Below are 12,498 nucleotides of genomic sequence, written 5' to 3' on the forward strand. Positions count from 1 at the left end.
TCTGCGCGGAAACCGGATCGGTCTTGTCGTGGGCGTGGCCCATATTCCTGGTAACCTGCAAGGCTGGATCGCGAGTTATGGAAGCAGATCGGCTGAGGGTGCCGACTTTGCCCCTCCCTTTCGCATTCGAACGATCGTGGTTTTCGAACGGTGCCGAGAAGACCAGCGACACGGCCTCACGCACGATGGCCTGATCACCGAAGCTCCAAAGTGTCGTGAAACAGATTTTCGGTTACTGGGCGGTCAGGGCACCCAAGCCAAACGTGCTCTCCATCTCGATAACGGATATGTACGCCATCCTATCCCCGTTCTCCTGATCGGCGATACGTGCGAGATAGAGCCCGCCGCCGAGATTGAACATCCCGATTGTATTGCCGTCACTCGATGCCAGATTGAACACCGTAAGATCGCCCGGATTGCTCTTCATCGCTTCGCAAACGGGTTGGCCGCTGGACATGCAGTTTTCAAAGCGCGGGATGCGGACAACCGGGCGGCCATCGGAAGCCCTGGTCAGCTCAACCCGCGTATTCCGGGCGCCGATGACTTTGGAATACAGGCTTGTACCCGGGGTTGGCCAGCCAGATCCGACTGGTGGGGGAAGTGACTCGGCCCCTTCGCCATTGTCGGTCCATTGATCGAGGTTGACGAGCCCGCGATCGGCCAGCACCCGCGCGGCGCGTGCGCACTCGTCGGGATCGTCTTGAGGCAATCCGGCCCAGAATCCCGAGTTCGAAAGGGCGGTCACAGCCTCCGGATAACGTGTGGTCCTGGATATCGCGGCCATCATGTCCGCAAGTGTTTCGCAGGTCGTACCAGTAAGGGGGGATGCTGTGGAAACTGGAGGTACAACGGGCGGGCGGTCATACGTCCCGCGAGCCGTTAATTCGTCCAGGGTCACGGTCGCGCGCTCGATCCTCTCGACCTTCAGCCAAGCGACCGCTTCGCTTCCAGGGGGCATACCGGGTGTCCGAAATCGCAGATAGTGCGCGTCCGACTCTTGATCCCCCCAATCCGGGATCGAGCTGCCTTCGAAGAAGTCTACTTCATATGGTCCGGCATCGAAGTCGATCGGCGTGGCAACACCCCGCCAACCATTACTTGCATTGCGAGCCCGTTCATCAAGATTGAGATCAATCTCCAACGGGCCGCCTTTCTGGATCTTTTCGCAGATCCGAAGCATGGCACTCGTTGAAGGGCAGAAGCCGCTGATCTGATCGGTTTCGGCGCGAAACCAGGCGATTGCCTTGCCGCGCATGGTGCCGCCGACCTGCTCAAGCGACATCTCGAGATCAAAACCGATATCGGCAAGATCCTCTTGCGGCACCCGCCAGTTTCCGACCAATGCCGCCAATCCGACAGGCTCCCCCGAACCCAATGGACGCGCCATGGTGTCGAATTCGATCAACTGGTAGCTCTCGGTGAAGCCGGCGTCGAACTTATCAGTCAAAGCCACTTCGAAGGCGCGTTGTGTCGGATTGACGACCAGCATGTGATACGTCCATCCGCCGTCAGGGCTGGAGACCAACCCGGAGAAGGCGTCCGTGCGCCATGAAACAGGCTCCAGCGTTCCGCTCATTTCAAAAGCCAGGCCGTCCTTCGTCGCCTTCTCGCACTGGCGGCCCCATGCGTAGTCCACCAGCGATAATGTGCGGGGACAATCACTCGCAGCACTTTCGTAGCCGTATTCGTCAACCTTCGCGTCAAGCTTGAATTTGGCTTCCCAGCGTTGTCCCCCAGAAACGGGGGAGAGGCTCACCTCAGCCACGGTGAACGCACCTAAGCGGTACCCGATCACGGCATCGGAAATATCGGCCGGCGATGGTGGCGCGGGCGCGGGTAGTGGTTGCGGCGTAATGCCATCGAGGATGACGTTTTCGGGCGCGTTCGCGGTCGTGAACGCCGACTCCTCCAGAAGCCGCAGACCCACCCGTGCGAAGTTCTGCCTGGCCTGCGAGATCACGATCCGGAAATCGAACCCGTCTCCCGTGGTGATCACACCGGTATGAGCTGCACCGCCGCCGAGAGGTTCAAGGATACCGGTCAGTTCCTGTAGGCCGTCTTCGTCGGCTTTTTCACACAGACGCGCCCAGCCGCTTCTATTGCCGGTCTGGCGCAAATTGGCGAGGCAGTCTCTGCCCGGCTCGTAGTTGTAGTAGAAGCTCATTGACGCCCGGCGATGGCCGTTGGCCTGCACGCTGCCAAGATCGAGACGCACCGCAAATCCGCCAGCCTGCAAAACAGCGGTCACCTCGGTTTCGTCTGCCCCCATCGTGCGGATCGCCTCGAAACGAGCTTTCGAGTCCGTGAACGCCGTAGGAGAGAAGGCCTCTCCGACCTCACTCGCCGACACAGACAGGACATCATCGTCGCTGTTGAGCATCATGGTCAGTTCGAAGGGAAAGCCGACCGCATCCGGCTCAACCGTTACGGCCTGAATGAGATCGCCCTTCTGCGGGCTGGCGACGAACGGGATCCGGAAGCGATTGCCCTCGCGCTGGTTCGCAGCGACGCAGAGATCGGCCCAGACGCCACTGTCCGGAAACACGTCCATACAGCCGGTCACGTCCGGCGCGACCAGCCTGAAGGCGCCAGGCCGCGCGCCGCCGGGGTGGGTTCTCGCAAGAACGACCGACGCCCCGGTTTGCCCTTGCACCTTGTAGCCATGCGCGACGCCCGCATCGGCATCCTGCGCCGATGCGGCGCCGGTCATCGTAAGCGCCGCACAAGCCGTAGCAGCCAAGGTCCGGCGCGTGCTTGCGCTCGCGAGTTGCGTGATGCTTCGAAGGGTAATCATGGCAACTGGTTCTCTCACTCTTCTGAGTCCGGCTCGTAGCGACGGCTTACGTGGTCGACGATGATGTCGCGGTTGGTTGCGTCGGCAGCGTTCGGGTCGGCAAGCTCGAAGAACAGGCGCACAGTTTCCGCGTCGAGGTAGTCCGGACAGGATGTCCGGCCCTCCACGCAACCCTGCACCCGTTCATAGTCAGCTTGCGCCTCTTCCGCTTCATGCTTCGGGATGGACTTCGGCCAACCCTCCTCGGTCGTCTCCACGCCCAGGACAACGTCTTCGGCGAGGCCGCGGATGGTATCCGAAAAGCCGTCCGGGTCGGTTTCCAATCCTGCCTTCAAGATGTCGGCCTCATACCCGTCGGGACAGCCGCTCCCGATCTCGGCGCATGAGATGAGCCCATCGTAAAGCTCTTGCGCCTCGGCTTTCTGGTCATCTGACATGTCACGCTGCCACTCGACGGCATCGGTTTTCCTTCGTGCGATGTCTTCGGGGTCGTCGAAGTCGAAACCCTCGGCTTCTGCAGCCGCCTCGGCCGCTTCGAGTTCTTTCAGGTATTCCGCGTCCTCTTCGGGCGTCGTTTCTCCACGTGCGATGTCCTCGGGATTGTCGAAATCAAAGCCTTCGCTTTCCGACGGAGGCGATGGTTCGAGTTCGATGATGCCTTCCTTGCTTTCGTAGAAAATGAGCCGGATCCACCATGCCGCGCCTTGCTGCTTGGGCGCGCCCTCCAGTTGATACGCGTCGAAACGCATGAGATTGGTACCGACAGGCAGAATGAAACTTCCCGCAGTCGTATCCGCGCCTTCCAGATACCAACGACGGCCGAACGGATCGCCATCCTCGAAGATGGCCTCGCCGATGTAAGGCCCGGCCAATTCGGGCACGAAAGGAAATGCTTCCGGATCGTGTTCCCTGTTGGGGATGCCCATCAAGACGGTGATGTCCTGAAGGGTCATCGCGCTCTGCACGAAGCGCTGGCCTTCGATACCGACCCAACCGCGCCCGAGACTGACCTGCCAGTCCTTTTTGTTCGCCCTGATGAAACCGGATGTGAATTCACCGGATATCCAACCACGTTCGGGGAGGTATGTCAGGATGCGGACATCTATGATCTCGTATTCAGGCTTATCCGACTGCGCGGACGCAGCCCCTGCCAGCGCAAGCAACAGCATCAGGGCAGCTATGCCATGGCGAATGAGACGGACAACTCCCATGCAAACCTGATAGGCAAGCCGAGGCAAACCGAGATCATTCAAATGGGTGATGCGGACCTGCCAAGCGGATCGATGAAGGCTGTATCGCCGTCGACTACCTGCGATCAGATCATGGAAAGTCGCCCCAAGAGATCGCAGCGGCGGCGAGTGCGCTAACGATCACGGGCGGATCCTGTTCGAGCTTCGCCGGGAGGCGGGCGCAACCAAAGCCACCGACAAGACGGGCTAGGTAAGAGAACCGGCCGTGGCGACCACGCAACGCAAGCGGCATCAACCGGAAGACGCGAGATCGCCGTTCGCACGGCTCGCCGCGACTGCCGTGACCGGGCCGATGCGCTGCCTCAGGTCTTTCTGAACTGGTCGAGACGGACGATCTCGGCGTCCCCGCGGGGCGGCTCCTCCGCGACGGTGAAGGGGGCTTCCTCGGCTTCCTCAGGATCGGGCTCCGGATCGGGGAAGTCTTCCAGCTTGGCGTCCTCGCGGGTTTCAAAGCGCAGACCGAACTCCACAGAAGGATCGACGAACGTCTTGAGCGCACCCCAGGGAATGCTCAGCGGCTCGGGCGCGTCGCCGAAGTTGAGCGTGACCGAAAAGCCGTCCTCGCGCACGTCGAGCGCCTCGAACCAATGCTGCAATACGATGGTCATCTCTTCGGGATACCGCTCGCGCAGCCAGTCGGCGATCGCCACGTCGGGATGGGTGGTATCGAACGTGATGAAGAAGTGATGCTCGCCGGGAAGGCCGTCGCGCGAGACACGCCTCAGAACCCGTGCGATCAGGCTCCGCATCGCGTCATGCATCAAGTCGCCGTAGTCGATCTCACCTTCTTCGGCCATGGATGCCCTCTCCCGTCCGATACGATCGGTAGAACAGAGGTGACCTTGCGGAACAAGGGCGTATTGCAGGCCCTGTCACAATCCGTGACCAAAGAAGTAGGAAGAAGTGCAGGCTTCTGTTGCCAGGTGCCTGCGAACCCCGCCTTACGCGGCTAGGCGCAAGGACTTAGGTTTTGGTCTTGCGGACTGCTTACGCAGCCAGCGCAACCGGAGCTTTGTTGTCGTTGGCAACTATAAAGCTTGAACCGATAACGGTGGTATCTCACCGGGCGAAAGCTAACCCCTTTAGACGTCCGTCGATCCTGTTTCGGCCCCCTGATCCCCCAACGAAGGAATTTGGTGGAGCCGCCGGGTACCGCCCCCGGGTCCGATCCGCTTATTACGGGCGCGTTTATCGCCATAGTCCCTTGAGAGACTGTTTGAATGTAGGCGGCAGCGGGGTTCGGATCAAGCCATCGGAACGAGGAACAGGTTCACCGTCACGAGAATGAGGCCCACGCCGATCTCGGTGGCGAAGAAGCCCCATTTTCGCGTCGTCGTCCCGTCCAGCAGCAGTGACGTCGCACGGCCCACGGCACCGCCGAGCCAGATGAAGCCGAGCATCGCGTAGGCGGTCGGAGATCCCATCAGCAACGCTCCAAGCCCCGCGACCACGAAGAGCGCGCCGGACGCTGCACGGACTTCGGACAGGCCCATCGTGCTGCCCGTATCCGAGAGGGAGACCTTCTCCATCGTCCAGCGGGGCGCCAGCCAGCCGGCGGCTCCGAAGCCGATCGTGGCGAGGGCGAGGAGGACGTTCAGTATGCTTGCGAGGTCCATGGGGCGCTCCGGTAATTGCGTTGGAGGAATGCGCGGCTTGGCCGCGGGGTTCCGGTCATTGCGTCGGTGCCGTTCGTCTGCCAACGCTGGGTCCGGTCGAGGGAGGATCGGATTGAGGCGACTTTCGCGTATGGCGGCCCCGCACTGGATCGCTCTCTACGGGACGATCGTCGCGGCTTGGACCTTGCTCTGGGTGCAGGCGGCGCCGTCGGGAACGCTGTGGGAAGTCGTGCTCGATCTCTGCCGGACGCCGGTGTCGGGGACGGGTTGGTTGTCGACGCTCGCCATGTGGCTCCTGATGTCGGCGGCGATGATGCTGCCCACCGCCTTGCCGGCCTTCGCGACATTTGACGAAATCGCAGATGCTCAGGGTGTGGACGGGGGCGGCAGGCTGGTTGCCGGTTACGCGGTCGTCTGGGTGGGCTTCGCCGGTCTGGCAACGTTGTGTCAGACGATCCTGATGCCCGCGTCCCTGCCGCATGCGGCGGCCGCAGGCCTGCTGGTGGCTGCGGCGGCCTATCAATGGACCCCGCTCAAGGAGGCCTGCCTCACGCGATGCCGTCAGCCGCTGACCTTCTTCATGGGGCACTGGGACGAAGGGCAGTGGCGCATGGGAATGCGACTGGGCGCGGTCTGCCTGGGATGCTGCTGGGCGCTCATGGCGCTGGGCCTGATCGGCGGGCTGATGTCGCTGGGGTTCATGGCGCTGGCGACGCTGCTGATGACGTTGGAAAAACTGGGGTCCGGGCGGATCGTCTCGACCCTCATCGCCTGCGCCTGCCTCACTGGGGCGGGCTATCTAATCGGAGGTTTGACATGAACGAACGCATTGCGGCGCCCGTCGTCTCGTCCCGGATGAGTCCCGCACCGCAGGGCGCGCTGACGCCCTGGGCGATCAAGGGCGAACTGATCCTCAACTGCAACTGCACCGTCTTCTGCCCCTGCGTCATCTCGCTGGGAAAGCACGCGCCGACCGAAGGCGTCTGCCAGGCGTGGTCCGGGATCCGCATCGACAAGGGGCACTATGGCGACAGCGATCTCTCGGGTCTGAACGTCGGCCTTCTGCTGGAGATCCCTGGCCAGATGGCGCGGGGCAACTGGAAAGCGGCCGCCTTCATCGACGAGAGGGCGGATCACAACGCCTATCACGGATTGATCGAGATCTTTTCCGGGCGGGCCAAGGGCACCACGGGCCTCTTCAAGCTGCTCGTGAGCGAGTTCATCGGCGCCGAACGCGCCCCGGTCAGTTTCGAGACCGAAGGCAACAAGCGTCGCCTGACCGTCGGCAAGAAGATCCAGGGCGAGGTCGTCCCGATCCAGGGCAAGCGGAAGGGCGAGGAGGTGGTGGCCGTCAACACCGAATACTGGATGGGCCCCGATATCACCGTCGCCACCGCGACCAAGGGCCGTGTCCGCGCCTTCGGCCGGGTCTGGGATTTCGATGGCCGGTCCGCAGAGATCTGCCAGATCGACTGGTCCGGTCCCGAGGTGCCGCGGTGAATAACCCGCTGATCGGCCCCGACTGGGTGAGGCTTATGGCGCGCTACAATGCGTGGCAGAACCGCTGGCTGATGCCCGCGATCCTCTCGCTGCCCCCGGGCGAGGCCGAGCGGGATCGAGGGGCGTTTTTCGGCTCGATCCGCAAGACCGTCTCGCATCTCCTCTGGGCGGACGAGATCTGGCTGTCGCGTTTTGTCGGGGCCGCGCGGGATGGCGGCGGGATTGCGGGCTCGGTCGATTGGGCGGCCGATATCGAAGACTGGGCCGCGCGCAGGCCCGGTGTGGATGCCGACATCGTGGCTTGGGCGCAGGACCTCACGGACTGCGCGGGCGATCTGACATGGCACTCGCCCATGCTCGGGCGGCAGGTCTCAAAGCCGAAGGGCTTGCTCTTCACCCATTTCTTCAACCATCAGACCCACCATCGCGGTCAGGTCCATGCGATGCTCACCGCGCTGGGCATCGAGACGGGTGCCAGCGATGTCGCCTTCATGCCGGAGGATGCGTGACCACGCTCGCGCGGTCCAATCGTGTCCGGCGGACATGGTGGACCGATGCGGTCGATGCGGCCGGTTGCACGGCTTATACCGTCTACAACCGGATGATGCTGCCGGCCGCCTTCGAAGGGGCGGCGGTCGATTGCGCCCATCTCAAGCGCGCCGTGCAGGTCTGGGACGTGGCCTGCGAGCGCCAGGTGGAGATCACCGGGCCCGATGCCGATACGCTCATGCAGCGGCTGACGCCTCGCGACCTGATGCAGCTCGATGCGGACCAGTGCGCCTACGTCCCGATCTGCAACCACGACGGCGGCATGTTGAACGACCCGGTGGCGCTGAAGCCGCGCCCCGATACGTGGTGGGTCAGCCTGGCCGATGGCGAGCTGCGTCTGTGGATCGAGGGGATGGCCGAAGCGGGCGGATACGGTGTTCAGGTCTTCGAGGCAGATGTTCAACCGCTCGCGATCCAGGGGCCGCTATCCGACGACCTTGCGGCGCGCGTCTTCGGCGAAGAAATCCGGGCGTTGCGGTTCTTTCGACATGGCCGCTTCCCCTTTCGGGGCCGCCCGATGCTTATCAGCCGGACGGGCTACTCGAAACAGGGCGGATTCGAGATCTATGTCGAGCGAGAGGCCGATGCGATGCCGCTTTGGGATGCGCTCATGGAGGCGGGGTCCGATCTCGACGTGCGTGCCGGATGCCCCAACCTGATCGAGCGGATCGAGGGCGGGATGCTGAGCTACGGCAACGACATGACGGATCTGGATACCCCGTTCGAGCTGGGTCTGGACAAGTTCGTTCAGCGCTATGACTGCATCGGGGGCGACGCATTGCGCGATCATGTCTCGGACCGAAGGATCATGGCTGTCGAGATGGACGGCCCGCTTCCGATCTGCGACCGCCGCTGGCCCATCCTTGCGGATGGCACCCGGATCGGCGTGATCACCTCGGCGGCCTATTCGCTCGACTATGGCTGCGGCGTGGCCATCGGCATGGTGGATCGACGCTGGGACGCCGGGCAGGGGGTCGAGATCGTGACCCAGGACGGCTCCAAGACCGGCCGTCTGCGGGAACGCTTCTGGCGCTGAGCGGGCTGCGCCCCGCTGTTGCCACCGGCTCCACTGTCGCGTCGCCGTTCCGCCCTTCCATTGCCCGGTTCGGCGGCAACGCTCAGTCCGAGCCCCGGGGGGACGGGCCCAGAACGGGAGACAGGACATGGTGACGGGAACCATCATCTTCGTGGCGGCGGCGGCAAGTGCGGGTCTGTGCCTCGCGCCGCGTTCGACGCGCCGCACCGTCGAGGCGAAGGCGGTCGCGTCGCGCGAGGTCGAAACCTACGGCGCGGGGACCCTCGGACTGTAACCTCCGATCCGGCTGCGCCGGCGACTGCCTTCGGCCAGACCTCGGAAATCCCGAACCGGTGTCTCGCCCCGGCTTGTGAATGACGTCCGGCTGCGGCAGGCAGGGGGATACGCATTCCGGGGAGGACGTCATGCGCGCATTGCTGGTCGAGAAGGGCGAGGACGGGAAAACCTCCGCCTCTGTCACCGAGGTCGCCGAGGCCGATCTGCCCGAGGGCGACGTGACCGTCGCGGTCGAGTATTCCACGCTCAACTACAAGGACGGATTGTGCATCGGGTCGGGCGGCGGCCTGGTCCGGAACTACCCGCACGTGCCGGGGATCGACTTCGCCGGAACGGTCGAGACCTCCGACGACGAACGCTACAAGCCCGGCGACAAGGTCGTCCTGACGGGGTGGCGCGTCGGCGAGGTGCAATGGGGCGGATATGCCGAGAAAGCGCGCGTCCGGGCCGATTGGCTCGTGCCTCTGCCCGACGGCCTGACCACACGACAGGCCATGGCCGTCGGCACGGCGGGGTTCACCGCGATGCTCGCCATCCAGGCGCTTGAGGATCAGGGCCTGAAGGCCGATCCCATTCTGGTCACCGGCGCGGCCGGGGGCGTCGGCAGCGTGGCCGTCGCTCTCTTGGCGGCGCTGGGTCACGAGGTGGCCGCCGTGACCGGCCGACCCGAGCAGGAGGAATATCTGCGCGGACTTGGCGCCTCACGTATCGTCCCGCGTGCAGACCTGGCCGAAACCGTCAAGCGGCCCCTCGAGACAGAGGAATGGGGCGGGTGTGTCGATGCGGTCGGCGGGGCGATGCTGGCCCGTATCCTGGGGCAGATGCGCTATGGTGCGTCCGTCGCCGCCGTCGGCCTAGCCGGGGGGCCGGGGCTGCCCGCAACTGTGATCCCATTCCTTCTGCGCGGGGTGAACCTGCTGGGGATCGACAGCGTCATGCAGCCCTACGAGAACCGCCTGCGCGCCTGGACCCGGCTGGCCGAGATCCTGCCGATGGATAAGCTGGAAGCCATGATCCAGCCGGCAACGCTCGACGACCTGCCCGAGCTCGGCGCGGCGATTCTTCAGGGTCAGGTGAAAGGCCGCGTGGTCGTGGATATCGCCGGATAAGTCTTCGTTCCCGCTCCGCGACGTGGATTGATGTCGCAAATGTGCGAGAATTTGGCGCTTTTTGGCCGTGTGACGGTTTAATGATGGTCTTGCATCGGGCAGGGTGAGGCTCTGCCCGGTGGGCATCTCGCGTACCGGGCTGCGGAAGCGCAACGGAACGGAGGGGCAGAGAGGCATGTTCAAGCGGATCATGACCCCGGTGGATCTCGGCCATGTCGGGAAGCTGGAAAAGGCATTGGCGGCGGCTGCCGCACTGGCCAAATCAGAGGGGGCGGCTATCACCTACGTCTCGGTGACATCGCCGCAGCCGGGCGCGGTTGCGCACAGCCCCGAGGAGTTCAAGGCGAAGCTGGAAGCCTTCGCGAGCGAACAGGGGTCGGCACATGGCATCCCGACGGATGCGCATGTGATCGTAAGTCACGACCCGAGCGTGGATGTCGACGATGCGCTCCTGAAGGCGGTGACCGACCTCGACGCGGATCTGGTCGTGATGGCGTCCCATGCGCCCGGCTTCGCCGATTACTTCTGGCCGTCAAATGGCGGCAAGGTCGCGGCTCACTCGAAGGCATCTGTCTTCGTCGTCCGCGACAATTGATGACCTGTCCAGCGGCCCACGGGGGATCGGGGCAGCACTGGACGAACCATAAGGGATGACAGGGATGACCGACACGACAACTCCGCAGGGAATACCCGAGCCCGAAGGCATCTCGGCCAATATCGAAACCGATTACGAGATCGGCCAGAACAACATCGAGGGATCCGTCGGACCCTTTGGCTTCGACGTCCACAACCCGGTCTTCCTGGTTTCCGGGATCACGGTCGTGGCCTTCGTGTTCTACACGCTCGCTTTGCCGGAACATTCGGGTGCGTTGTTTTCCTACCTGTTCGGCGTGGTGACCAAGACCTTCGACTGGTTTTTTCTGGGTTCCGCGAACGTTTTCGTGCTGTTCTGCCTGCTCCTGATCGTAACGCCTTGGGGTAACGTGCGTTTGGGCGGCGCCGAGGCCGCTCCGGACTACGGATATCCTGCCTGGTTCGCGATGCTCTTCGCGGCCGGTATGGGCATCGGCCTGATGTTCTACGGCGTCTCCGAACCGCTGAGTCACTACTCGACGGCATTCGGCGGTCCGGCGACGGACGAGGCCGGGTTGCGCACCGACTGGTCACCGCTCGCCGGTGCGGCCGACAATCAGGCCGAGGCGGTGCGGATGGGCATGGCGGCCACGATCTTCCATTGGGGCCTGCACCCCTGGGCGATCTACGCCGTTGTTGCGCTGGCTCTGGCGCTCTTCACCTACAACAAGGGTCTGCCGCTGACGATCCGCTCGGCCTTCTACCCCATCCTCGGTGAACGGGTCTGGGGCTGGCCGGGCCACGTGATCGACACTCTGGCCGTCTTCGCGACGCTGTTCGGGCTGGCGACCTCGCTGGGCTTCGGCGCGACGCAGGCGAATGCCGGGCTGAACGAGCTCTTCGGCGTGCCGCTTGGCTCGACGACCGAGGTGGTGCTGATCTCGGTCATCACGGCGGTCGCGCTGGTATCAGTTCTTCGCGGTCTCGACGGCGGCGTGAAGGTCCTCTCCGAGATCAATATGGGCCTTGCCTTCCTGCTGCTGCTCTTCGTGCTTTTGGTAGGGCCGACCCTGTATCTGCTCACGCTGTTCTGGGACAGCCTCGTCGCCTACCTGACGTACCTTCCCGCCCTCTCGAACCCGATCGCCCGGGAGGATGTGAACTTCAGCCAGGGCTGGACGTCGTTCTACTGGGCCTGGTGGATCAGCTGGTCGCCCTTCGTCGGCATGTTCATCGCCCGCGTCAGCCGGGGCCGGACCGTGCGCGAGTTCGTCGTCTGCGTCTTGCTGATCCCATCGCTGGTCTGCGTCCTCTGGATGACCGTCTTCGGCGGCACGGCGATCAATCAGGTCCTCGCCGATGGCTACACCGCCGCGCAGGACGCGCCGCTCGAACTGAAGCTCTTCAAGATGCTCGACGAGCTTCCGCTGGCGGGGATCACCTCGCTTATCGGGATCATCCTGGTGGTCGTGTTCTTCGTGACGTCGTCCGACTCCGGCTCGCTGGTGATCGACACGATCACGGCCGGGGGCAAGATCGACGCGCCGGTGCCGCAGCGCGTCTTCTGGTGCATCTTCGAAGGAGCGGTCGCCATCGTTCTGCTGCTCAGTGCGGGGGGATTGCAGTCCCTGCAGAGCATGGTGATCTCGACCGGGCTTCCGTTCACGGTCGTCCTTCTGGTCATGTGCGTCGCGATCGCGATGGGCCTGTCCGAGGAGCGCAAGGTCACGAAGGACGCCGTCGCGGCGGAGTGACCTGCGCGCCACGCGCGACGACGGGGGCCTTCGGGTCCCCG

The 12,498-nt window shown here is 63.8% G+C and carries 12 protein-coding genes and 1 other RNA gene; 8 read left to right on the top strand and 5 right to left on the bottom strand.

Features of this window, described 5'->3' with window-relative positions:
• Positions 1 to 232 precede the first annotated feature (232 nt).
• The 5 genes from jaqu_RS10990 to jaqu_RS11005 all read right to left on the bottom strand — a co-directional run bounded on the left by jaqu_RS10990 (position 233) and on the right by jaqu_RS11005 (position 5,660).
• Complete coding sequence (locus jaqu_RS10990) at positions 233 to 2,710, bottom strand: hypothetical protein (RefSeq protein WP_043919019.1); 2,478 nt, start codon at positions 2,708 to 2,710, stop codon at positions 233 to 235.
• Between the two features lie 98 nt (positions 2,711 to 2,808).
• A complete protein-coding gene (locus tag jaqu_RS10995; protein ID WP_141134325.1) occupies positions 2,809 to 3,963 on the bottom strand; it encodes a hypothetical protein in 1,155 nt (384 codons plus the stop codon).
• 383 nt (positions 3,964 to 4,346) lie between these two features.
• On the bottom strand, positions 4,347 to 4,841 hold the full coding sequence (locus jaqu_RS11000; protein WP_043919021.1) for an SspB family protein: 495 nt from the start codon (positions 4,839 to 4,841) through the stop codon (positions 4,347 to 4,349).
• Between the two features lie 105 nt (positions 4,842 to 4,946).
• Positions 4,947 to 5,296: a transfer-messenger RNA gene (ssrA, locus tag jaqu_RS21090) on the bottom strand.
• Positions 5,289 to 5,660 carry a DUF4345 family protein gene (locus tag jaqu_RS11005; protein ID WP_043919022.1) on the bottom strand — a complete coding sequence of 124 codons (372 nt, stop codon included), beginning with the start codon at positions 5,658 to 5,660 and terminating at the stop codon, positions 5,289 to 5,291. Before jaqu_RS11005 ends, ssrA begins: the two co-directional genes overlap by 8 nt.
• Before the next feature lie 112 nt (positions 5,661 to 5,772).
• On the opposite strand from jaqu_RS11005, the gene jaqu_RS11010 reads away from it, so the two are divergent.
• From jaqu_RS11010 to jaqu_RS11040, 8 genes are all read left to right on the top strand, one after another.
• Positions 5,773 to 6,480: a DUF2182 domain-containing protein gene (locus jaqu_RS11010; protein WP_236687837.1), complete on the top strand. Its 708-nt coding sequence runs from the start codon at positions 5,773 to 5,775 to the stop codon at positions 6,478 to 6,480.
• Positions 6,481 to 6,515: 35 nt separating this feature from the next.
• Entirely contained in the window at positions 6,516 to 7,160 is a 645-nt protein-coding gene (locus jaqu_RS11015) for a DUF1326 domain-containing protein (RefSeq protein ID WP_043919173.1), read from the top strand.
• Positions 7,157 to 7,669: a DinB family protein gene (locus tag jaqu_RS11020; RefSeq protein ID WP_236687838.1), complete on the top strand. Its 513-nt coding sequence runs from the start codon at positions 7,157 to 7,159 to the stop codon at positions 7,667 to 7,669. The genes jaqu_RS11015 and jaqu_RS11020 overlap by 4 nt, the downstream gene beginning before the upstream one ends.
• Positions 7,666 to 8,745, top strand: coding sequence for a dimethylsulfoniopropionate demethylase (locus jaqu_RS11025; RefSeq protein WP_043919025.1), 1,080 nt, complete (start codon positions 7,666 to 7,668; stop codon positions 8,743 to 8,745). The genes jaqu_RS11020 and jaqu_RS11025 overlap by 4 nt, the downstream gene beginning before the upstream one ends.
• A gap of 127 nt (positions 8,746 to 8,872) precedes the next feature.
• Positions 8,873 to 9,019 carry a hypothetical protein gene (locus tag jaqu_RS21655; RefSeq protein WP_161793864.1) on the top strand — a complete coding sequence of 49 codons (147 nt, stop codon included), beginning with the start codon at positions 8,873 to 8,875 and terminating at the stop codon, positions 9,017 to 9,019.
• A gap of 130 nt (positions 9,020 to 9,149) precedes the next feature.
• A complete protein-coding gene (locus jaqu_RS11030) occupies positions 9,150 to 10,130 on the top strand; it encodes an MDR family oxidoreductase (protein WP_043919026.1) in 981 nt (326 codons plus the stop codon).
• Positions 10,131 to 10,305: 175 nt separating this feature from the next.
• Entirely contained in the window at positions 10,306 to 10,725 is a 420-nt protein-coding gene (locus tag jaqu_RS11035) for a universal stress protein (protein ID WP_043919027.1), read from the top strand.
• 64 nt (positions 10,726 to 10,789) lie between these two features.
• Entirely contained in the window at positions 10,790 to 12,457 is a 1,668-nt protein-coding gene (locus tag jaqu_RS11040; protein WP_043919028.1) for a BCCT family transporter, read from the top strand.
• Positions 12,458 to 12,498 lie beyond the last annotated feature (41 nt).

It is taken from the genome of Jannaschia aquimarina (genome assembly GCF_000877395.1).
Lineage (GTDB): Bacteria > Pseudomonadota > Alphaproteobacteria > Rhodobacterales > Rhodobacteraceae > Jannaschia > Jannaschia aquimarina.